The organism is Cloacibacterium sp. TD35, from assembly GCF_028864635.1.
Classification (GTDB): domain Bacteria; phylum Bacteroidota; class Bacteroidia; order Flavobacteriales; family Weeksellaceae; genus Cloacibacterium.
This window is the reverse complement of sequence record NZ_CP104850.1, coordinates 928282-952849: the sequence shown is the minus strand read 5'-3', so window position 1 is coordinate 952849 and position 24568 is coordinate 928282. Positions and strand designations below refer to the sequence as shown.

General features: G+C 33.1%; 15 protein-coding genes and 2 tRNA genes. 6 read left to right on the top strand and 11 right to left on the bottom strand.

Features of this window, described 5'->3' with window-relative positions; all coding sequences use genetic code 11:
- Nucleotides 1-8: 8 nt before the first annotated feature.
- The 5 genes from N7277_RS04270 to aroQ all read left to right on the top strand — a co-directional run bounded on the left by N7277_RS04270 (nt 9) and on the right by aroQ (nt 2312).
- Nucleotides 9-1280 (top strand): N-acetylmuramoyl-L-alanine amidase family protein, encoded by a 1272-nt coding sequence (locus tag N7277_RS04270; protein ID WP_274780502.1) that lies wholly within the window; start codon nt 9-11, stop codon nt 1278-1280.
- 59 nt (nt 1281-1339) lie between these two features.
- Nucleotides 1340-1411 (top strand) — tRNA-Glu (locus N7277_RS04265).
- A gap of 80 nt (nt 1412-1491) precedes the next feature.
- A complete protein-coding gene (gene rpsT / locus N7277_RS04260) occupies nt 1492-1746 on the top strand; it encodes a 30S ribosomal protein S20 (RefSeq protein WP_069800821.1) in 255 nt (84 codons plus the stop codon).
- A 12-nt stretch (nt 1747-1758) separates the two neighbouring features.
- Nucleotides 1759-1833: transfer RNA gene (locus N7277_RS04255), tRNA-Glu, on the top strand.
- Between the two features lie 59 nt (nt 1834-1892).
- Nucleotides 1893-2312 (top strand): type II 3-dehydroquinate dehydratase, encoded by a 420-nt coding sequence (aroQ, locus tag N7277_RS04250; RefSeq protein ID WP_274780501.1) that lies wholly within the window; start codon nt 1893-1895, stop codon nt 2310-2312.
- Nucleotides 2313-2364: 52 nt separating this feature from the next.
- Here aroQ and pckA read toward each other — a convergent pair whose 3' ends face one another.
- From pckA to N7277_RS04220, 6 genes are all read right to left on the bottom strand, one after another.
- The gene (pckA, locus tag N7277_RS04245) at nt 2365-3969 is read right to left on the bottom strand and encodes a phosphoenolpyruvate carboxykinase (ATP) (RefSeq protein ID WP_274780798.1); all 1605 of its coding nucleotides are present in this window, start codon (nt 3967-3969) and stop codon (nt 2365-2367) included.
- Between the two features lie 129 nt (nt 3970-4098).
- Nucleotides 4099-5001, bottom strand: a complete 903-nt coding sequence (locus N7277_RS04240) for a GYDIA family GHMP kinase (protein WP_274780500.1) — start codon at nt 4999-5001, stop codon at nt 4099-4101.
- A 66-nt stretch (nt 5002-5067) separates the two neighbouring features.
- Nucleotides 5068-5943 (bottom strand): ACP S-malonyltransferase, encoded by an 876-nt coding sequence (gene fabD, locus N7277_RS04235; RefSeq protein ID WP_274780499.1) that lies wholly within the window; start codon nt 5941-5943, stop codon nt 5068-5070.
- A 60-nt stretch (nt 5944-6003) separates the two neighbouring features.
- Nucleotides 6004-7902 (bottom strand): amino acid ABC transporter substrate-binding protein, encoded by a 1899-nt coding sequence (locus N7277_RS04230; protein WP_274780498.1) that lies wholly within the window; start codon nt 7900-7902, stop codon nt 6004-6006.
- 37 nt (nt 7903-7939) lie between these two features.
- On the bottom strand, nt 7940-9508 hold the full coding sequence (gene bshC, locus N7277_RS04225; RefSeq protein WP_274780497.1) for a bacillithiol biosynthesis cysteine-adding enzyme BshC: 1569 nt from the start codon (nt 9506-9508) through the stop codon (nt 7940-7942).
- Nucleotides 9509-9517: 9 nt separating this feature from the next.
- Nucleotides 9518-11437, bottom strand: coding sequence for a putative porin (locus N7277_RS04220; protein ID WP_274780496.1), 1920 nt, complete (start codon nt 11435-11437; stop codon nt 9518-9520).
- A 177-nt stretch (nt 11438-11614) separates the two neighbouring features.
- On the opposite strand from N7277_RS04220, the gene N7277_RS04215 reads away from it, so the two are divergent.
- Complete coding sequence (locus tag N7277_RS04215) at nt 11615-12310, top strand: hypothetical protein (RefSeq protein ID WP_274780495.1); 696 nt, start codon at nt 11615-11617, stop codon at nt 12308-12310.
- A 56-nt stretch (nt 12311-12366) separates the two neighbouring features.
- On the opposite strand, the gene N7277_RS04210 is transcribed toward N7277_RS04215, so the two are convergent.
- The 5 genes from N7277_RS04210 to infB all read right to left on the bottom strand — a co-directional run bounded on the left by N7277_RS04210 (nt 12367) and on the right by infB (nt 24546).
- Nucleotides 12367-13770 carry a RagB/SusD family nutrient uptake outer membrane protein gene (locus N7277_RS04210; RefSeq protein WP_274780494.1) on the bottom strand — a complete coding sequence of 468 codons (1404 nt, stop codon included), beginning with the start codon at nt 13768-13770 and terminating at the stop codon, nt 12367-12369.
- 11 nt (nt 13771-13781) lie between these two features.
- A complete protein-coding gene (locus tag N7277_RS04205; RefSeq protein WP_274780493.1) occupies nt 13782-16580 on the bottom strand; it encodes a SusC/RagA family TonB-linked outer membrane protein in 2799 nt (932 codons plus the stop codon).
- A 302-nt stretch (nt 16581-16882) separates the two neighbouring features.
- Nucleotides 16883-18478 (bottom strand): RagB/SusD family nutrient uptake outer membrane protein, encoded by a 1596-nt coding sequence (locus N7277_RS04200; RefSeq protein WP_274780492.1) that lies wholly within the window; start codon nt 18476-18478, stop codon nt 16883-16885.
- Between the two features lie 12 nt (nt 18479-18490).
- Nucleotides 18491-21379, bottom strand: a complete 2889-nt coding sequence (locus N7277_RS04195) for a SusC/RagA family TonB-linked outer membrane protein (RefSeq protein WP_274780491.1) — start codon at nt 21377-21379, stop codon at nt 18491-18493.
- A gap of 293 nt (nt 21380-21672) precedes the next feature.
- The gene (gene infB / locus N7277_RS04190) at nt 21673-24546 is read right to left on the bottom strand and encodes a translation initiation factor IF-2 (protein ID WP_274780490.1); all 2874 of its coding nucleotides are present in this window, start codon (nt 24544-24546) and stop codon (nt 21673-21675) included.
- Between the last annotated feature and the right edge of the window lie 22 nt (nt 24547-24568).

Sequence of the window (24568 nt, the reverse complement as noted above, 5' to 3'; positions counted from 1 at the left end):
TTTAAAAAATGAAGACGCATAAACACGCATTTAATATAATTTTAACAGTATTATTTTTAATTTTCGCTCAATTAGGCGCACAAAAGAAGTTTGTTATTGTATTAGATGCTGGTCACGGCGGTTCTGATGTGGGAGCAACTAGAAAATACGAAAACATAGGATTAGTACAAGAAAAAGACGTTACACTAGGCATTGTATTGAAGTTAGGCAGAATGCTCGAAAAAAATAAAGATTACAAAATCATCTACACCAGAAAAATAGATGAATATCCTTCTCTAACAGACAGAACAGATCTTGCCAATAGAAGCCACGCTGATTTATTTATCTCTGTACACTGTAATGCCAGTACCAAATCTACTCCTTACGGAACCGAAACTTATGTACAAGGTCCAGACCAAAACAAAACCAATTTAGAAGTTGCCAAAAGAGAGAATGACGTAATTCTTCTAGATGAAAAAGACCGTGAGAGATTTGCTTCTTACGACCCTACTTCTCCAGAATCATTAATTGCATTAAGAATTCAGCAAAGTAAATACCTAGAAAGCAGTTTGATTTTCGGCGGTTATGTAGAAGAAAATTTCGTAAAAAAAGATAAAAGATATTCTAGAGGAGTGATGCAAAAAAACCTTCACGTACTACGCCTAAACGCGATGCCATCTGTTTTAATAGAAACAGGATTCATTAGTAATGCAGAAGAAGCAGAATATTTAGCCTCTAACAAAGGTCAAGACGAAATCGCAGAATCTATTTATGACGCTATTACCAGTTATAAAAAACGCATAGATCGAAATCAGAAAAAAATAGTAGAAGAGCCAAAAGAACTACCTCTTAAAAATGATTTCAGGATTCTTTTAATGAGTACCCCGAACAAATATACCGAGGGAGACCCTGCCCTTAAAGGACTTAATTACATCTTAACAATCAAAGAAAACGGGCTTTATAAATATTACTACAGCGTAACTAATTTCGCTTCTATTAAAGAAAACAATCTTAAAACAGCCAAAGACGCTGGATTTAGAAATGCTTCTGCAGTAAGTTTTATTCCTAACCAAGACATGAATACGGGCTATTACAGATTAGAAGTATATACTGGAAAAGATAAATTACCTAACTCTTCACCCATTATAAAATCATTAAAAGAAGTAGAAAAAGTAAAAGCTAATGGTATATTCTATTACACTTATGGCAATGTAAAATCTCTAGAAGCAGCCATCAAACTACAAAAAGATCTAGAGGAAAAAGGTATAACCAATACCACGATAGAAAAAGTTTATAAATAATCAAGAAAATTTTGCGAGTTCTAAAAAAGTTCTTATTTTTGCACGCACAAAAAAAGAATGGCCTATTCGTCTAGTGGTTAGGACTCAAGATTTTCATTCTTGCAACAGGGGTTCGATTCCCCTATAGGCTACAAATTTTAAAAAATTTTAAAAAATAATTTGCAAATTAAAAAATAGTTTTTATCTTTGCACCCACATTTCAGAAACAATTATGGCAAATCATAAATCAGCACTTAAGAGAATCAGACAATCTGAGAAAAGAAGATTGAGAAACAGATACTATCACAAAACTGCTAGAACAGCTGTGAAAGTATTAAGAAATGAAGAAAACAAAGCAGCTGCTTCAGAGCAATTGCCTAAAGTAATCTCTTTATTAGACAAACTAGTAAAGAAGAATATTATTCACAAAAATAAGGCTGCTAACTTAAAAAGTAAGTTAACTAAGCACGTTAACAAGTTAGCTTAAGAATAAATTTCTGGCCCGTTCGTCTATCGGTTAGGACTCAAGATTTTCATTCTTGCAAGAGGGGTTCGATTCCCCTACGGGCTACCAAAATCCTCAGAAATATCTGAGGATTTTTTTTGTTTTAAAAATTTCATACCTTTGAGAATATGAAAATTCTAATACTAAACGGAGCCAACCTTAATCTTCTAGGAACTCGCGAACCAGACATCTATGGAAATACTTCTATGGAAGATGTTTTAAAGAATTTAAAATCTGAAAATACACAACATATTATTGAGTATTTCCAGTCTAATTTTGAAGGGGAAATCATTGGGAAAATTCAAGAAAATGATTTTGATGCGCTTGTCATTAATCCTGGTGCTTTCACACATTATTCTTACGCCATCGCAGATGCGCTTAAAAACCTTAGAAAACCCAAAATAGAGGTTCATATTAGTAATATTTATCAGCGCGAAGAATTCAGGCAGAAATCAGTTACCGCAGCTTATACAGATGCTGTACTCTCTGGTTTTGGCACAGAAGGCTACAGATTGGCGATTATTCATTTAATTTCTACAATAAAATAAAAAAATCCTCAGTTTACGCTGAGGATTTTATATTTAGGTATTTTTCTGATTTTTATAATTGAGGACCAGCCGCAACTAATCTTCTACCTTCTTCTGTATCACAATATTGCTCAAAGTTTTTAATGTATCTAGCTCCTAAATCTTTAGCTTTTGCTTCCCATTCACTAGCATCAGCATAAGTATTTCTTGGATCTAGAATTCCTTCAGTTACATTTGGTAAAGAAGTAGGAATTTCTAAATTCATAATTGGAACTACATTTTTAGGCGCACCTTCTATAGAACCATCTATAATAGAATCAATAATTGCTCTAGTATCTTTAAGAGAAATTCTCTTACCAGTTCCATTCCAACCTGTATTTACTAAATAAGCTTTAGCACCGTGTTCTTTCATTTTACCAATTAATGTTTTAGAATACATGGTAGGGTGTAATGTAAGGAAAGCTTCACCGAAAGCTGGAGAGAATGAAGGTTCTGGAGAAGTGATTCCTCTCTCTGTTCCTGCTAATTTAGATGTATAACCGCATAAGAAGTGGTATTGAGCTTGATCATCACTTAAAATAGATACTGGAGGCAATACTCCGAATGCGTCTGCTGATAAATAAACGATTTTTTTAGCGTGACCAGCTTTAGAAGGAAGTACAATTTTATTAATATGATAGATTGGGTAAGAAACTCTAGTGTTTTCTGTAATAGAATTATCTTTATAGTCTATTTCGCCATATTCATTTACCACTACGTTTTCTAATAAAGCATCTCTCTTAATCGCTCTGAAAATGTCTGGTTCTTTTTCTTCAGTAAGGTCAATTACTTTTGCGTAGCAACCACCTTCATAGTTAAATACACCATTATCATCCCAACCGTGTTCATCATCACCAATTAAATATCTTTTTGGGTCTGCAGAAAGTGTAGTTTTACCTGTACCAGAAAGTCCGAAGAATAATGCTACATCACCTTCTTCACCTACGTTTGCAGAGCAGTGCATAGAAGCCATTCCTTTTAATGGAAGATAGTAGTTCATCATTGCAAACATCCCTTTCTTCATCTCACCACCATACCAAGTTCCTCCAATGATTTGGATTCTTTCTGTAAGGTTAAACATTACAAAGTTTTCAGAATTTAATCCTTGAGCTTGCCAATCTGGATTCACTGTTTTAGAACCATTCATCACGATGAAATCTGGAGTTCCGAAGTTTTCTAACTCATACAATGATGGTCTAATAAACATATTCGTTACAAAATGAGCTTGCCATGCTACTTCCATTACAAATCTTACTTTAAGTCTTGTATCTGGATTGCTACCACAGAATGCATCTACTACATATAATTTTTTAGAAGAAGAAAGTTGTTCTAAAACTAATTCTTTACAAGATTTAAATATCTCTGGAGTTGTAGGAAAATTAACTTTTCCATCCCAACAAATAGTATCTTTTGTTACATCATCTTTTACGATATATCTATCTTTAGGTGATCTACCTGTGAAAATACCTGTTTTTACAGCAACCGCTCCTGATTCTGTAAGAGCACCCTTTTCATAACCTTTATTTTTAGCAGACATTTCCGCTTTAAAAAGTTCTTCATAGGTTGGGTTATACACTACTTCGTGATAACCTGTAATACCTAGATCATGTAGCTCTTGAATGATTTTAATGTTTTTCATAACTAAAATATTATTGTTCATATTTTTTTGTATTACAAAATTAGCAAAAGTATATAGTTTTATTATATCATAAATAATGATTTAAGTCACTGAAATCGGTCATATCACCAATTTCCAATAAATTGATTTTCAGAATATTAAATCTTTCCATTCTATGATATTTTTAAAATTTCGCTCAAAAAAGTAATTTTTGTAATCCCCAAATTTTGAAGCTAGAACGAAATCTCCGCCCCAAGCTCCCAAACTTTTAATAAAACTCGGGCAATCTTGAAAGTAATTTTCTTTGGCTGTTTTTATTCCTAAAAATTTACTTAACTTACTCTCGTGCAACATCATAAGATTAGAAAACTCTTCTAAACTCTCACACCTTAATACTTTTTGAGTGATTTCTGAAAACTCAGTTCTTAAAACTAAAGATTTTTTTTGAGACTGAAAAACTCTTATTCCTTCTCTGCTATCTTGCTTTTGATTCAGGTGAATAAAGATTAAATCGTCAGCAAAACTTGGGTTAAAATTTACCCTTTTTACTCTCCTAGGATTATTTTGATAAAGAATTGCAGATTTTTCTTGAGCTACAGCTATGTCATAACCACTCCCGCCTAAAGAAAGTTCATTAAGAAGAAACGCATCTACATGAGACCATTCTGCTAAATTATTCATCAGTGTAGAGCTACTCCCCAGTCCATAATTCGCAGGGAACTGTAAATTGGTGGTAATCTTGTAGGTAGAATCACTATGAAATTTATCTGCAGAAAGTTTTTGTACGTTTTGAAGTACTTTTAAGATAAATGCTGCACTTTCGGGAAGATTAGTCTGTACAATATCCCAATTTTTATAATCTATTTGGATAGAAAGCCAAGGTTTGCTCTCATGCAAAGCCTCCCAAAAAACTATGGAAGCGCCATCTTTTTCTTCTTCTGAATAAAAATCTTGTCCCAGTCGAGTAGGTACAGCTAATGCTAAAGCTCCATCTAACACAAAATATTCTGACGTAATAAGCAATTTGCCTGGTGAAAATATGTGATTTTTCAAAGGATTTTATTTTTAACAAAAATATAAAAGAAAAAGCCACAAAAAAATTTGTGGCTTACTTTTATTTTAAATTGCAGACGAGACTGTTATTTCTGAATTAATCTTCTTTATTAGTCCTTGCAAAGTTTTTCCTGGTCCTACTTCTACAAAACTTGTGGCACCGTCTTTAATCATATTTTGCACAGACTGCGTCCATTTTACAGGTCCTGTCAACTGAGCAATTAGATTTTTCTTAATTTCATCTGGATCTGTAACTGCAGTCGTTGTAATATTCTGATAAACCGGAATGGTTGCTTTTCTAAATTTTGCATTTTCTATTGCTGCAGCGAGTCTTTCTTGTGCGGGTTGCATTAAAGGTGAATGAAACGCACCATTTACTGGCAAAATCAAAGCTCTTTTTGCACCTGCTTCTTTCATAGCATTACACGCTTCTTCTACCGCTTTGGTTTCACCTGAAATCACCAATTGTCCTGGACAGTTGTAATTCGCAGGAACCACTACTCCATCAATAGATGCACAAATTTCTTCTACTTTAGCATCATCTAAACCTAGAATTGCTGCCATAGAAGACGGATTGATATCACAAGCTTCTTGCATAGCCAAAGCTCTTTCTGAAACCAATTTAAGCCCATCTTCAAAACTTAAAACTCCATTGGCAACCAATGCAGAAAATTCTCCTAAAGAATGCCCTGCTACCATTTGAGCTCCTGTTCCGTCAATTGCCTTTACAGCAGCTACAGAATGAATAAATATTGCTGGTTGTGTAACTTTTGTTTTTTTAAGGTCTTCATCTGTTCCTTCGAACATGATTTTCAGTATATCAAAACCTAGAATTTCATTACTGAAATCCATTAGGTCTTTAATTTCTTTTCTACTATCGTAGAGTTCTTTTCCCATTCCTACGAATTGAGAACCTTGCCCTGGAAATACAAGTGCTTTCATAATTTTTTTTCGATAAAAATTGAGTCTTATTCTTTTTTTCTTTAGTATTAGTTTCCGCAACTATGGAACTAATCTTACTACTCTGTAACCCTGGTTTACGTATGCTCCGTTTTTGTTTCGTACAAATTCAAACTTGGTAGCCAATTGAGTTTGAGGTTTATTCATTTGCTTAAACAATTCTCCTTTGCTGTTTTCTCTGGTCAACATATCATTAACTACGTCAAAACCTATTACAGCATACTTAGAAGGTGCTTTGCAATATTTTTTCTTATAATCTGCGAGAACTTCTTTTTCGAAGTCACCGTCTGTGTTGATTTTTCTATCCATCAAATAAACTAAACTCGCGTTGCTGAGTTCTGCAATATTTTTTTCAAAAGATGGATGATAATACATACTGAATGATTTCATTCCGCTAGTTTCTTTAGCCAAATCAATGATTCTTTTTGAAAAATCACTTCCTGCATCATCATTATCATTCGCCAAAATAGCAATTACAGGAGCGGTTTGACCGGTCATCATATTTGTATCTAACTGGATATCTGCAGAAGAATTTACTATAGTGATGTTTGCATTTTTCAACTGGCTTCCCAATTGTTTTTTCATATAATTAGCATACGTCTTATCTGCATCTGCTAATATATATATTTTTTGGTCTGAATAAGCCAAAGAAACTTCTTTTACAATTCTGTCTGCAAAAACACTTTGCTCAGTTTCGATAATCACCAGATTACTATAGTTTCTAAGCTCTGGAGAGTTCGCAAACGGAGCTACCACAGGAATTTTTTGAGTTTTTACATAGTCTAAAACTTCTAAAACGTTTGACTTGAAAAACGGTCCTATGATTAAGTCTGTATTATTTTGATTGATTTGCGTAAGTGAATTTTTAAAACTTGCTTCACTTCCTGCATCTACTACTTTTACATCTAGTTTTTGACCTGCTTTAGCATTTCTTTCGATGGCTAATTTTGCACCAGTTAAGAAATCAGCAGCCATACTTCTGTATTTACTGTCACCATCATCAAAACCAAATGGCAACATTAAAACTACATTTAGTTCATCACCAGATTTTTTAACATAGCCAGCTTCTAGCTTCTTCACTTTTAGAACCATTCCTGGTTTTAAACCTTCTGAAAGTTTAGGATTAAGCTCTAGTAATTGGTCTAGAGAAACATTAAATTTATTAAGAATCCCGAAAACAGTATCGCCATTCTGAACCGTGTACGTTTGATATTCATCTGCAACTACATTCTGAACTTCTGCTTTTTCGGTTTTTTTATCTTCTTGCCAAGTTACTGGTTCTTTAACCTTAGAATTTTGAGGTTTTTTCACATTAATGACTTCGCCAGGTTGCAATCCTTTTTCTTCTAAACCAGGATTAATGGCAAATAATTCCTCTTGAGTAAGGTTAAAACTTTTGGTAATTCTGTAATAGTTATCTTTTGGCTGAATCACATAAGTTCCTTCATCTGCTTTTGGCTTTTCTATTGCCTTTTCAACAGGTTTTTCTACTGGAACTTCTGTTTTTGCAAATGCATTTTGATCTGCATATTTTTTGATATTTTCAGCAGGCAAAGTTACCTCGTCACCAATTTTCATATGCTGGTCTAAGTTAGGATTCAATTTTCTTAAATCCGCTTCAGAAATATGATATTGTTTGGTAATTCCGTAAATCGTTTGCTTCGGTTGAAGAACGATTTTGCCTAATTTTTGATTGGTTGTAGCCACTGCTTTTTCAGTAGTTTTTACAACTTCTGAATTTTTCTTAGTGATGATTAAAACATCTCCAATCGCTAATTTACCCTCTTTGATTTGAGGATTTAGCTTCGTGAGTTCGTCTAGTGTTACTCCATATTTTTTAGAAATATTATACGGAGTATCACCTTTTGCTACAGTGTGTGTTTTCTGTGCAAAAGCTACAAAACCTATTAACGTATATATGAATACAAGATATTTTTTCATCCTTGTTATTTAAATTGCAAAATTAATGTTTTTCGGGCTAAAATTCGCTAACAATTAAGACAGAATTTAAAACCTCCATTTCTTGATAACAATTTTCGAGCCATTTTTCGCCGTTTTCTGCGAAAAAGACACTGAAATTGAGGCTTCTTTCTTGCCAGTTATTAGCAGGGTGAATTTCTGAATACAAACGCTGAAGATAATCTATTTTATCTGCGTGAAGAATCTTTTCTGCACGTAACAATCTTTTCTTAAATTTCTGAAAAGACTTCAATTGTCTCGTTTCTTCTGCTTCTACCATATTCCTAAAGGTAACGGCAGTAAGTGAAGCTTTATTTTTTAAAGTTTCGAAATTTTCTTTTAATAATTGCTCTCGGCTTTCTAAATCGGTATTCAATTCTGATTCTTTCAGCAATTTTTGATTTAAGAATTTCTGAAAATCTCCTAAAAAGTATTGTAACGCTACTCCAGATTTTTCTATTTTATCTAAAGTCTTTTTTCTAAGGAACAACATAGAGTTTCTAGGAACCAAAAGAGGAAATTCTACACCAAATTTTTCAAAAACTTTTGGCATTTCTAACCAATACATAATTTCTGCATTCCCGCCAATGTATGCAATATTGGGCAAAACTTTTTCTTGAAAAACAGGCCTTAGCAAAGCATTTGGTGAGATTTTAGACCAATCTTCTGCTAATTCTTCTAAAGTAAACGTGAGATTCTTATCTACAATCTGAAATTGTTCCCCATCAAATTCTATTCTATTTCTGGTATCAGACAAGTAGAAAAGGTTGATTTCTCTAGGGTTTACTTGTACTTTCCCGTATTTCTCTGTTAGGAATTTTACATTTTCTTGAGAAAAATAATGGGTTGTTTGGTTCACCAATTCTTCTTTGAAGATATTTTGCATTTGATTTTTGAGCAAAACATGGTCGCCATCTATCATTAAAAGTCCAAACTCTGCAAAAATTTCTTGAACCAAAATCTGAGTAGCTTCGGCAAAAGTTCTTCCTTTTTGATAAGCTTTTTTGGCAAGAAGAATAAGCTGTGTTCCGAAAACATCATCTTTAAATTCTCTTTCGAATTCTTCTAAAAAACTATTGTCTTCTATAATAATTCTGCCAACTGCGCCACCAGAATTTCCTTTGACTTGATAAAATCCATTTGCAGTTTTAAAATGATTAATCTCCTCAAAGTCGTGGTCTTCTGTAGCCAACCAAAAGATAGGAACAAAATTTTTATCGGAATTTTGAGTTAAAAAATCAGCTGTTTTTATGGTTTGTAAAATTTTGTAGACAAAAAATACTGGCCCAGAAAATAAATTCAACTGATGACCTGTGGTTACAGTAAAAGTATTTTCGGATAAGAGCAAATCTAAATTCTGCGATTGCTTAGCACTTAAATATAAATGCTGATGCTGCGCTCTAAGAACTTCTACCAATACTTTTCTTTGCTCTTGTGTATAGTTATGTGCTTTCTTTTCTGCTTGTAATAGTGCGTTTTCTAAGGTAAACTGATATGCAGAAAACTGCGGAATTTCTTGTTGAAGAAAGTCCTTGATTAATTTCGGGATGGTTTCTAAATCTTGAAACGGAAATTTAAACTTCGGCATGAAGCAAATTTAGTGAAATAAATACCAAACAATTCCTAAATTCAATCGAAAATCATAAATAGGATAATTGGGAGCAGCGAATGATTTGTTTTTCATAAAGGTAGTGTTTACATGCTGCGCTTCTGCATAAATAAGCATTCTTTTTACCTTCATATTAAAATAAGCATCTGCAATAGGCTGACCACCAATAGAAGCGGTATTTGCAGAAACTGCAAATTCATTTAATACTGGGAAATATTCTCTAGAATTAAATTTCGAGAAATAATACAGTTTTACTCCTGTTTGAATTTCCGCAGCATCTTTGAACGCTTTTGATTGGTAATAAGCATTTAATCTACCGATAAAACTAGGCATTGGGTAAAGGTTTTTCTCAGACAAAGCCGATTGGAAAAGTAATTTGGTATTGAAATTAAGTTTCCAATAAGAAAAAGTAGCTTCGCCACCGATTTGAGAAATATTGAGTGATGATTCGCTTTGCTTAGGCTGATAATCAGCTCCAATGTAGGTGTAATTTTCTATTCTAAAATAATTAGCAAAAACTGAACTTTGGAACCACTTCAGATTGACTTTACCTCCGATTTCTAAAGTGCTTTCGTTTTTAGCGTCTAAGAAATTATAATTGAAATTTTGGTAAAAAGATGGATTGATTAAATAATTAAAACTCGGTTTAGAGGTTTGCAAATTTACATGAGCATCTAGAATATAATCTTTAATCGGTTCTAATTTCAAGTTGTTTTCTGAACGAAGGAAGTTGCCAAAAGTACTTCCGTTAGAATATTCTAGATTAGATTTTAAATCTACCTTGTCCCATAATTTGATTTCTAAATTCCCTACTGCACCAAATCTGTTTTCTTTATTATCTAAAGGAATATTGATACCAACAGTGGCTGGAAGTTCTTTATCTGTTCCTAAATTAATCATTTGATGACGAACTCCTGCTTCTAATTTGAAAGTAGACTTATCAAAAAGTAAGGTGAAGGTATTGCTTAAATTATTAGAAAATTTGTAAGCAGATGGTTCATACCCATCTACCAAGTCTGAATTATAAAAAGACTCTGATCCTTTTTGCTTATACCAATATTTATTGGCTTGATGGAAAATAGTATGTCTTACTTTAAAAGGATATTTCTCTGAATTCACAAACTGAAATTCCTGAGAGAAATAATATCTTCTGTATGAGAATCTAGAATCTGTAGAGTTGAGATTTACTGCAAGGTTTTGTCTGTTATTAAAACGGGTGTCATTTCCTAAAAAAAGGCTTAAATCTTCTATTCCACCATTTTCTTCGTTGTTTACATTCTGATGAATATAATGCGTGAAAAATCTATAACGATTGTTCTTAGAATTAAAACGAGAAGATAAAATGAAATTATTAGAAGACGCTAGTTCTCTCTGATATACACCTTGAGAACGCAATCCCATATATTCTAGCGCTACATTGAAATTTTTCCCTACGTTTTGGGTATAGGTAGTTTGCAAAGCTGCTCCCTGTTTCATAGCGTTATGATAGATGAAAGATGTAGTAGGCGTTTTTACATCATAATATCTGATATTATCAATTCCTAAAATGAAATGCGATTTTCTGGTAGGCAATAAAGCTAGATTTTGTTCTTTATTGACACGGAACATTAAATCTTGAAATCCAGAACCGATGTTGGCAAATTGGATTTTTCCAAAGTTGTCTTGGTTATTGTATTGTGTAAATTGATAAGATTTGTCAATAGTAAAAACGGTATCAAAAATTTTCTTCTCAGAAAACTGAGTATAATGTTGATAGTCATTTATGGTTGGCTTAAAGATTTTCAAAGAATCTTTTCTTCCTTTGTCAACAATCAATGTATCCGTAGGAACATTGCTATCTGTTTTATTAACAATTTGAGCGCCTAAAAAATGTACTGCAAAAAATATGATGAATAAAGTGTATTTCATCTGTTTATATTTATTAATTTTTAATGTCAGATGGAACACCCATAACCATGCAGTTGTTTGAAAAAAATAACAAGGGTGTTTCATTTTAATATTTTGAAGTACAAAAGTAAAAAAGATAAACAAATTAATACCAAATAAATATTTCAAATCGTTATAATTTTATATTTTTATAAAAAATTGAATCAAATGAAAAAAATCATTCTTTTATTAAGTCTTATTCCGAGTTATTATTATTCGCAAGTGAAAACCGATTTAGAGGTATTTGGAAACTCTAGAGGTAGTGTTTTCGAAGTAACAAATACCAATATAAAACACTATCCTGGCATAGATGGAATTCCTTATCTAGATGAAAACTTTCATCCAATAACAATTGATGGATATAATAAAAATCTACCTTCTGTAAGATATAATGCTTACGAAGATGAAATGGAGTTCAAAGTGAATAATGAACTACAATTTGTAACCAAACAAAATGATCTTAAATTTAAGTTTAGTGATAATGGAAAGGTCTATTTTCTGACCAACTATATTTACGAAAACAAAAACATCAATGGTTATCTGGTAGAATTAGTGGGTATAGGTAAATATAAACTTTATAAAAAGGAAAAAGTACAAGTAATAGAATACAATAATAATGTTACAAACACTTATCTTAAAGATAAAAATCCATATTTTCAAAAAGAGAACGATGTTTACTTAGTGAATAACAATGGAATATATATTAAAGTTCCTAAGAGTACAAAAGAATTAACTTCTCTCTTAAACATCACTAATCCTAAAGTTGTTTTAGACTTCGCTAAAGAAGAAAAAATTAATTTAAAAAAGGAAAGCGATCTCATTAGATTATTCAATTTTATAAATGGTTTGAAATAGAAAAACGCCTCGGTCTTTGACTGAGGCGTTTTTTTTATTTATTGTTTTTGATAATATTAATTATCATAACCTGGATTTGACTCTACTAGCGTACCTGCTAAATCAGTTTCAGCTCTAGGAATTGGGAAAGCAAGTTTATTGATGTTAACACTTGCAGGCTTAAATGAAGTTACACCCCATCTTAATAAATCCCACTGTCTAAATCCTTCACCTACTAATTCTTTAACTCTCTCTTTCTTAAGCATATCTAAATCAACACTTGTTACAGCTGTTAGACCTCTGTTTGTAAGGATTTGATTATAGTATAATAATGCTTTTGCTGGATCACCTCCTGGCATTAATTCTGCTTCAATAGCATTTAATAATACCTCTTCGTATCTAATCATCTTAACATTATCAGCACCTACAGTGTTGGTATACTTACCAAAAGTTACCCCTTGTCCGTTAGTATATGAAAGATAATGAGCAGTTGCAGTAGCTCTAGTAATTAAAGTTCTTCTAATATCAGCAGCATCATACAATGCATAAACACTTGTGAAAGGAACCACGTTTGCATAACCATTATAACTCATCACATAAGCATATGAAGATGTAGAAAGTGAAGAATCTGTACCTACTTCTAGTTCGAAAATAGAGTTAGAAGCTGCTCCTCTCAAAGTATATCTGAAAGATTCTTGATATAAGTCTTTAGGAATAACAGAATATTTACCAATTACATCAGCAGTAAGTGATCTTACTTTAGCATAATCACCTTTGTAAAGATAATATCTAGACATTAAAACTTTTAATGCACTAATAGATAACTCGGTTTTATTAGAAGGAGCATCAATAGCTGCATTTGCAGTCATCATAGTTAAAGCAGTATTGAAATCTGACTCAATTTGAGTTTCAGTTTGTGCAATAGTAGCTCTAGCTTGTTTTGCTTTTGGATCAAATTTAAGTGGTAAAACTACTCCTAGAGTTCCCCCCGTGTATTTTTGACCATAAAGTCTTAACAAATCAAAAAATCCTTGAGCTCTTAATGCATAAGCTTGCCCTTGATAATATTTAGCAGCAGGTAAATCAGCAGTTAAGAAACCAGTTAAATCTGTATTGATTACAATATTCATTTTACCTACCAAGGTATATATCTGATTGTATGTACCAGAAGCATAAGCATCACTTGATGTCATAGAATAATCTTGAACAGTAGTGTAATATCCTGATGCTTTATTACTATACATTTCGTCTGATCTTACTTCTCCGAAAGCTAGAAAATCTCTTCCATAATAAGTAGATGATCTCATAGATGAATAACCACCTCTTACAAAAGATTTAATTTCTTGAAGAGTTTTTAAATCTGATTGAATAACGTCTTGTCTGAATTCTCTATCAACAAAATCGTTACTACACGAATTACTAACCATAGTCAAACCAAACGCTAGTAATGCAATTTTATATAATCTATTTTTCTTATTCATTTTCTTATTTTTTAGAAATTTAAGCTAAATCCGAACAAATATGACTTAAGTACTGGTAACCCAAGGTTAGATGCTCCCGCAATATTTACTTCAGGATCAAATTTAAGTTTTTTATCAAACATATATGTATAAGCATTATTAGCCATTACATAAATTTGAACACTATTTAAACCAGTTCCTTTTAAGAACTCTCCATTAAATGTGTAAGAAGCTCTTGCATTACTTAATCTTATGTAATCACCATCATATAAGAATCTGGTAGATGCTCTGTTAGATAAAGTTGAGTTACCCCAGATTGGTTTTGGATTAGAAGCACCTGTATTTGTAGGAGTCCAATAATCACCAAATACATCACCATAACCAGGATAATTAGAAGTATACTGCCCGTCTGAATAAGTATAAACTGCCCAATCATCATAGATTTTAGATCCAAATCCATAAGCAAACTGTAGATCTAAAGCAAATCCTTTGTATGAAATTGCAGTGTTAGCACCTCCATAGATTTTATTAAGCATAGATCCTTGAACAGCTTGTTGAGCTGAGTTATAATTACTAGTAGTAGCACCATCCACTCCATTGATATACCATAGAGGAGCACCAGTAGCTGCGTCTACTCCAGCCCATTTACGTAGGTACCAAGTTCTTACACCTTCTCCAACTCTTAGAGTTGTAGTTCCTCCATTTACATTACCTCCATAAAGTTCGGTAATTTCATTATCTAATGTAGATAAGTTAAATCCTAAAGTCCAATTTACACTATCTCTATTTCCTTTAAGAATAGTTGAGTTAATTGCAAATTCAAATCCTTTGTTTACTAATGAACCAATGTTATCTGGATAAGATGTTAAACCTTGTGAAGTTTGCAATGGTAAATTATAGATCAAATCCTTAGTTTCTTTATTAAAGTATTCTGCACTTAAGGTAATTCTATCCTTGAATAAACCTATATCTACACCAGCATTAAAAGGATTTACAGTTTCCCATCTTAGATTAGGGTTCATTACACCACCATAAGTTGCAGCTGCATAGTCATTATAATTAGTATTATAATTAAATAAAGCGTATGGGTTTGCACTAACTTGGTTACCTAATTTACCATAAGATGTTCTTAATTTGAACATTGAAATAGCATTGATGTTTTTCACAAAATCTAATCTAGCTAAGTCTACACCTAAACCTACTGACCAGAAATTACCTGCTTTATTTTCAGGCATAAACTGAGACAATACGTCTCTTCTATATGAAGCATCTAATAATAGTAATCTATCATAATCATAGTGACCAGTTGCAGCGTAACCATATCTAGAAGAAACACCAGAAGAACCAGCATAACCAAATGGCACTACGAAATTAGATAAAGTCTCTAATGTAGGTGTTCCTACAGTAATACCTGTAGCTGATAAGAATTTGTTATCTGTTTTATATGCTTCTTGGATTAATGAAGCTCCGAAGTTATGTGAACCTACTTTATAACTATAGTCTAAGATATTCTGAACGTTGAAGTTAAAATATCTGTTGTTTGAAGTTCTTTGGTAACCACCATAGTTTCTACCATCACCATGTAATGGATTCCAGTATCTATCTTCTTCAATTTGGATGTATTCAGGAGAGAAAACGAACTTGTAAGTTAAATTCTTAAGAATTTTATATTCTAAACCTAAATTAGCATAAGTTCTGAAAGTTCCAGCTTTACTGTAATTCATGTCTAATACAGCACCTGGGTTAAACATACCGTTTGAAAGTCTACCTGTAGAAGCAATCCAATACCAAGATCCATCAGCATTTCTCAATGGGTCTGTAGGTCTATTGAAATATTGAGCTAAAATTGGGTTAGCGAAAGCACCACCATCACTCAATGTACTTAATTTAGAGAATGAAAACTGAATATCAGTAGTCAATTTAAATTTATCAGTAGCTTGATAAGCAATTTTATTGGTGAAAGCTAATCTATTAAAATAAGAATTTCTTACAATACTCTCTTGATTAAAGTAGTTAGCAGAAGTATAATATGTCATTCTATCATTACCTCCAGACATACTGAAATCTGCATTTTGCTGATATCCTAATTTCTGGCTAGCATCTGACCAGTCGCTATCAATGTTTTTATCTACACCTAAAGCTGGCCCAAATGTATCTCCTGTATATGTAGTTCCATATCTGTTGTTATATGAATCTGCCATATATGTTAACCAGTCAGATGTTTTGAATCTTTCGTGTTGTTTTACAGCTTTATCATTAAAACCATAGTTAAATGATAGGTTAAATTTAGGTTTACCTTTTTTACCTGATTTGGTATTAATTACTACAACCCCAGCACCAGCATCAGCACCGTATACTGCTGTAGAAACTGCATCTTTTAAAATAGTAACACTTTCAACATCATCAGGGTTTAAGTTAGCCAAAATGTTAGCGGTAGTGTTACCAGTAGTAAGGTCTCCATTAGCTACTCTCACACCATCTAGAATATAGATAGGTGATACAACTCCATTGATTGAAGAAATACCTCTTACTCTAACACTAGCCATACCTCCTGGCTGCCCAGAAGCATTACCTGTCATTACACCAGTTACTCTTCCTTGCAACATCTTATCAATTGATGCAACAGGTAATTGTTGAATAGCATCAGATTTAATACTTGAAACCGCACCGGTAACTTCCTTAACAGATTTTTTTTGACCAAACCCAACGATTACTACTTCATCAATAACTTTCTCATCTTTAATTGAATCACTCTTTTTTTGTGCCATAACAGTAGCTCCTCCTATAAAAAAAAGTACACCCGCTGTTAGCGCTTTAATTTTTACATTCATATTAACAAAATTTAATATATTGATTGACAAAAATGTTAATAAATTTTAACATAACCAAATTTTTATTTGCTAGATTTTTTTTAATATTTCTATTATTGTTACAGATTTTTTAGATTTTTTAACAAAATGTTCACTAATAAATAATTTATTCATTCTTTTTTGAATTAAATTATTTGCTAACTGTTAATTTACTCTAAATATTATAAAAAGTTTTATTTTATTTAGAATCAATATAAATAATTTTCTCAGCACAAAAAAACCACTCTCTAGAGAGTGGTTATAAAAATAATTTGTATGAATTACTACCAACCTGGGTTTTGCTGAGCCGCTAGTGTAGGGTTTGCACTGGTCTCTAAGGTCGGGATAGGCCATAAATATCTGTAATCAGAGTATGGTAATGCTGTTACATCTCCAGTCTTGAATACATAAGGTGTTCCAATTTTATAGTCTGCAAATACTGGATTCGCTCCATTTTTATATTTCTGAGGTACTCCATTCATAGGGGCAATATCATCATGCTGTAATCTGTGAATAGTATTCCATCTTAGACCTTCTGCTAAAAACTCTATTCTTCTTTCCATAAGAACCGCATTTACTGCATCAGCCTTTGTTGCAAATGCCGTATATTGCTCAGTAGCAGGATTTGCTAATGATCTGTTTCTCACAGCATTTAAATCTGCCAAATAAGTAGGATCATCTAATCTAGCTTTTGCCTCTGCTCTATTTAACAACACTTCAGCATATCTTAACAGCGGTGAAGCATCTGACAAGGTACTTGTATCTTTATACTTATTAGAAAGGTAACAGATAGGTTGATTTTGTGCATTTAACAGTGTTCTAACAAGATTAGATCCTCTTCTTTTATCTGTAGCTAACCACATAGACTGGTTCCAAATAACTGGGCTAATTGCAATTAATGCTCTACCATTATACTGTGAAGCTAAAGCACCATTAACACTTGGGTTATTAGTAGCTGAATTTTCTAAAGAGAAAATACTTTCTGTATTTCCGTAATTGTTAGCAAATGGTGCATTAGGGTCAGACGTTAGAGAATATTTCCCATTAAGCTTATCTGCCTCTGCGATAACTTTAGGATAATCACCTTTGCTTAAATATACTCTAGTTTTTAATGCTATTGCTGCCTCTTTTGAAACATACACGATTGCATTTTTTGCAGACTTAGTAGTCTTAGATAATAAATAATTTTCTGCTGTATCTAGATCTGAAAGCAACTGAGTATAGTTTTCTGCAACTGTTCCTCTTCCTAATTTTGAATTTTCTTCTATAGTAGCTACTGAATTACTTGGCTTCAATCTATATGGGACTCCGGAGTGACTTGCCCCTGAAGTAAATTTATATGGACGAGCAAAGAAATTTAACAATTCATAATGGCTAAAAGCTCTGAAGAAAAGCGCTTGACCGATTATATCTTTTCCTTCTGCATCAGAAATTACTCCTTTTTCTATTGCTTTTGTTACTCCTTCGATTACAAGATTAGCCCTGTTAACCAATCTATAAGTATCTATCCAGTAATAAACAGTATTCAATGCTCCTGAAGGATCCCAAGTATTAGTATAGGTAATCGCATAAAATGATGCTGTATTTACCATATCCTCACCTCTCATATCATTTTGCTGAAAGTAAGCTGCCCCAAAAGGATACCCTCTACCTGATTGTGAGGTGCCACCATTATTATACAATCCTACCTGCGCTGCTTGATACATACCGTTTACAGACAACAAAATGTTTTCTTTGGTATCAAAAGCAGAGTTTTCACTCAGTTGATTGTACGGTTCTAATTCAATAATATTTTCTTCTGTACACGACACTAATGACAAAGAAGACAATAATGCTCCGAAGAAATATGTTCTTAATTTATTATACTTTATTAATTTCATTGTTTTTAATTTTTAGAAAGTTGCGTTAATACCCATTGAAAATGTCATTTGTCTAGGCACAGAATTGTAATCCATACCGGTACTTTCCATTTCAGGATCTATCCCTGTATATTTTGTAAACATGATTGCATTTTGTAGCACTGCGTATACTCTAAACTTAGATAAGCTTACTTTTTCGATCACTGATTTGTCAAAAGTATATCCTAAAGTAATATTATCTACCTTAATAAAGTCTCCTTTTTCAACAAATCTAGAGTTAGCAACTCCTTCTAAATTTATAAAGCTTCCTTTAGTTCCATAAAGTCTAGGAGTCCACCCATCTCCAGGGTTGCTTACACTTTGCCATCTTCCAAGAATTTCTGTACCGTTGTTATAAAAATCTTGGTTTAGCAATTCTCTTCTCGTTACGTTGAAAATTTTATTACCTCCACTAAATCTAGCCATTACACCAAAATCGAAATTTTTAAATTTCATAGTTGAGTTCAAAGCTCCAAAATAAGTAGGCAAAGTATTTCCTAAAATTTGTCTATCAGCATTACTTAAAGATGACGCAGCTCCAAGCGCAGTAGGGTTTGAAGGATCAAAACCATAGTAAGTACTATTCGCTATATTTCCTTGTACTAAACTTCCATCAGCTTTATAGTAAACTGGGTTTCCGTTTGCCATATTTACTCCCCAATACTTAAATCCATATAAAGATCTTAGTGATTCTCCTACTCTAATTAAATATGAAGTCTGCCCATTTTGTGAACCAATGATATCATTGCCATCTACAAGAGACAATACTTTATTATCCATTAAAGTAAGATTACCTGTTACATTCCAGCTAAAGTTTTCATTTTTAACAAGATCTGCTCCCAAAGAGAATTCAAAACCTTTATTCTCCATACTACCAATGTTCTTATTGATAGAGTTATTTGGAACTCCTAACGAAGGCGATACAGGAACGTTCAAAATTAAACCGTCATTTTGGTTGATGAAATAATCTACACTCAAAGTAATTTTATTATTCATAAAACCAAAATCTGCACCTACGTTTTTCTTCACGTTTGTCTCCCACTTCAACTGGTCATTTCCTGCTTGAGAATAACCAATCCCTGTATAGTCAGCATATTTATAGCTACTATATAAGCCTAAATAAGGATAGTTACCGATATCTGTGTTACCTACTTTTCCATAAGAAGCTCTAAGTTTCAATTCAGATAACGCTTTGTTTCCTTTTAAGAAATTTTCATTGGAAACCGTCCATCCTAATGAAAGCCCTGGGAAGTTACCCCATTTATTAGCTGTTGGCAATGCTGATAATCCATCTCTTCTGATTGTCCCTTGAACGAAATATTTATTAGCATAGTTATAGCTCAATCTAGCAGCATATGAAATTAAACCATTCTCAGAGGCACCTCCACCAGAATATTGTGTAGTATATGAACCAGAAATCAAATTAATCTGACCAAAAAAGTCAGTAGAAAGCCCTTGCCCATCTCCAAAGAATGAGGTACTTCTCTGTTTTTGATATTCATTAACCAAAACCAAATTAAAGTTATGATCCAAAAATGATTTTTTCAAATCTAAAATGTTTTGGATATTCCATCTATCAAGATTTAAATAATTGTTATCAATATAACCTCCTCTTGAAAATCCATCTCCATGAACTCTGTTCCAATATAAGAAACCAGTTGTTACAGATCTATCTTTACTTACTTGCAATTTATAGTTTGCCCATTCTGCTAATTTTACATCTGCTGCTAAGCTTCCTATAAATCTTGTTAAATCAGATTGATATTTATTATTGTTTACAATATAAGCAATGTTGGTTAAAGCACTTGTAATAGGAATGTAGTTGTCCCATTGACCTACCATACTTGTAGTACCCTGTGTAAAGATGTTATACCCAGTAGGTTTAGTTGCGTCATAAATTGGTGTATTTGGTAATTGTCTTACCGCACTAAACATAGCACCAGAAATTGAGTTATAACCATTATTTAAACCCTTGTATTGAGTTTCTGAATAAGATAAACTAGAGGTTAATTTCAACCAATTGGTAACTTTTTGATCGGCATTCATTCTTACAGAAATTCTCTCCATACCGTTTGGTTTAATAACCCCTTCTTGATTAGTATAACCAAAAGAAGCGTAGTAATTACCATTACCTAAACCACCTGTCATAGATAGAAAATGGTCTGATTGAGTTCCTGTTCTAAGAACCGCACCTTGCCAGTCTGTATTGAAATCTGCACCTTTTGCCCAAATTGAATTTACAGCTGCTGCTTTTTCATTTGAAATCGTAATAAAATCAGGAGTTTCTAATAAATCAAATTTCTTAACAACATTTGCAATACTGAATTGATTATTGTACGTTACAGAAAATCTACCAGATTTTCCTTTCTTAGTTGTAATTAAAATCACCCCATTTGCTGCTCTAGAACCATAAATTGCAGTAGCTGCACCATCTTTTAAAACGGTCATGGTTTCAATATCCGCAGGGTTAATATCAGCTAATGCGTTTGCAGCAGTATTACCACCTCCTGTATCACCAGAGAAGATAGGAACTCCATCTACTACATAAAGTGGAGCAGTTCCAGAAGTAATAGAGTTAATACCTCTAATTCTAACTGCAGGAGCTCTACCAATTTCACCAGAGTTATTTACAACTTGTACCCCAGACGAACGACCCGCTAACTGAGCCTCGAAAGTTGGAGTATTAAGGTTAGCAATTGCATCACCTTTTACAGTAGAGACAGAAGATGTTACATCGGTTTTCTTTTGTGTACCATATCCTACCATCACCACCTCTTCAATTTCTTTTTCTTTTGCCTCGTCTTTTTTTTGTTGAGCCTGAACAAACTGTCCACCTATAAAAAAAAGTACTCCAGCACTTAAAACTTTTAATTTTCCATTCATATTAACAATATTTAATATTATTGCGACAAAAATGTTAATTAATTTTAACATGGCCAAATGCTAAATTTGTTAAATTTTCAATAACACAAATTATTTTTATTTAAAATATAAACAACATTTAAATCTAGATATTAATAAATGTATAATCTTAAATTTTTAATTATCAAAGACTGATTATTATCATGTTTTTTAAAAAATCAGCAAAAAAAATAATTGTTATTTAGAATAATTATAAATAAAAAATTAAGCAAAAAAAATCCCGATGTTACTCGGGATTGGTTATTGTAAATAAACTATTTAAGTTTTTTCTTTACTTCTATTTCTTCATAAACTTCTAAGATATCACCTACTTCTATATCATTATAGCCTTTGATATTAAGACCACACTCATAGCCCTTGGTTACTTCTTTCACATCGTCTTTGAAACGTTTTAGAGATTCTAGCTCGCCATCGAATTTCACAATTCCATCGCGTAGAAGCCTAATTTTAGAATTACGGGTTACTTTTCCGTTTAGAACCATACAACCTGCAATAGTACCCACTTTAGAAATCTTGAATGTTTCTCTAATTTCTACATTTCCTATTACTTGTTCTCTGATTTCTGGAGAAAGCATACCTTCCATCGCTTCTTTTACATCGTCTATAGCTGCATAAATAATAGAATATGTTCTGATTTCTATTTCTTCTCTGTCTGCCAATTCTTTTGCATTAGCACCAGCTCTTACATTAAATCCTATCATAATAGCATCTGATGCTGCAGCCAATAAAACGTCTGACTCTGTGATTTGCCCCACACCTTTGTGAATAATATTCACGCTGATTTCAGCAGTAGAAAGTCTTTGTAACTGATCAGAAAGTGCTTCTACAGAACCATCCACGTCTCCTTTTAGGATAATGTTCAATTCTTTGAAATCTCCTAGAGCAATTCTTCTTCCTAATTCATCTAAAGTAAGATGTTTTTTAGTTCTGATGGTTTGTTCTCTCTGTAATTGTTCACGTTTGTTCGCAATAGATTTCGCTTCTCTTTCGTCTTCGTAAACTTTAAATTTATCACCAGCAGTTGGAGCACCATCTAAACCTAGAATCGTTACAGGAATAGAAGGACCCGCTTCAGTAAGCTGTCTTCCTCTTTCATCAAGCATGGCTTTAATCTTACCATGGTTTTTACCAGCTACTACATAATCTCCTATTCTAAGCGTACCAGCTTGTACCAATACGGTAGAAACATAACCTCTTCCTTTGTCTAAAGATGCTTCTATAATTGCACCACTAGCATTTTTATTAGGATTAGCTTTTAACTCTAACATTTCTGCTTGAAGCAATACTTTTTCTAATAACAAGTCTACATTATTACCAAATTTTGCAGAAATTTCTTGTGCTTGTACATTTCCTCCCCATTCTTCTACTAAGATATTCATTCCTGAAAGTTGTTGACGAATGTTATCAGGATTTGCATTCGGTTTATCTACTTTATTGATGGCAATGATCATAGGAACCCCAGCCGCTTGTGCGTGAGCAATTGCTTCTTTGGTTTGTGGCATTACATCATCATCTGCTGCTACTACAATAATTACAATATCAGTAACTTGTGCACCTCTTGCTCTCATCGCGGTAAACGCTTCGTGACCTGGTGTATCTAAGAAAGTAATTCTTTGGCCGTTTTCTAATTTCACGTTATACGCACCGATGTGCTGTGTAATACCTCCAGATTCACCAGCAATTACATTGGTTTTTCTTATGTAGTCTAATAATGAAGTTTTACCGTGGTCTACGTGTCCCATTACGGTTACAATAGGAGCTCTAGGTAATAAATCTTCTTCAGTATCTTGTACTTCTTCTTCAGATTCTGCTTCTAAATCTGCATCTGCAAATTCTATTTTGTAACCAAATTCATCAGCCACCAAAGTAAGAGTGTCTGCTTCTAATCTTTGGTTCATGGTAACCATTACACCTAAAGAGAAACATGCAGAAATTACTTCTGTAGCACTTACATCCATTAAAGATGCCAACTCTGAAACAGTGATAAATTCAGTAACACGAAGTGTTCTGTCTGCTGCTTCTAGTTCTTGCTGTAATTCATCCTGCTCTCTACGGTAGGTTCTCTTTTCTTTTCTATATTTAGAACCCTTAGATTTACCTCCTTTATTCGTTAGTTTTTCTAAAGTTTCTTTGATTTGGTTTTTAATTTGTTCATCAGAAAGTTCTACAGGCATCACTTTTTCTCTGCCTTTATTAGCACCTCCTTTATAATTAGGGCTATGAGGTCTGTTTCTGTTTGCACCCCCTTGGTTGTTATTTCCGCCACCTTGGTTCGGACGATTGTTGTTATCTCTGTTAAAAGGTTTTTTATCGCCTCCCTGTTGGTTATTGTTACCACCACCTTGACCTTGTTGGTTTTGACCTTGTGAAGGAGCTGGACCATTGTTAATCCTTTTTCGCTGTTTCTTCTTATTTGGGTCTGGTTTAGAAGGTCTAGTTTGGAACTGAGAAAGGTCTATTTTTTCTGTAGAGACAATTTTTGGTCCATCTAATTTTTGATAAACTGTTTTAATTTTTTCAGGCTCATCAAATTTCACAGAAGTGGTTTCTTCTTTTACTGGAGCTTTTGGTTGCTCTTTTTTCACTTCTGGCTTCGGGAGTTCCTTTTTCTCAAATTTTGGAGCCTCTTGTTTTGGTTTTTCTTCTTTTTTAGGAGAAGGTTTTGGTTTATTAGATTCTATTTTACTTAAATCAATTTTATCCAAAACTTTAAGCTCTACAGGCTCTTCTTTTTTAGGCTCTTCTTTTTGAATTTCTTCCTTTTTCGGTTCCTCTGGAGCAACTACAGGCTCTACTGCAGGAACTTCGTCCTTAGGTTTTTCTAATTCTATTTTACCCAAAACTCTAGCCTCACCGATAGATGGAGCTTTCGCTTTGATTACTTCTGGTTTTTTAGGTTCAATTTCTAATTTTTCTTCCGGAACTTTAGAAATCACTACCTCATGAGAAGCTTTACGCTGTTCGCTATCTCTAGCAAACTCCGCTTCTAATGCTGCATATGCCGCTTCTTCTAATTGAGCGTTTGGATTGCTTTCTACTTCGAAGCCTCTTGATTGTAGAAACTCTACTAATCTAGACATCGAGATATTAAATTCCTTTACCGCTTTATTTAATCTAATTTTTGGCATTGATTGTAAATTGCTTTTAGGC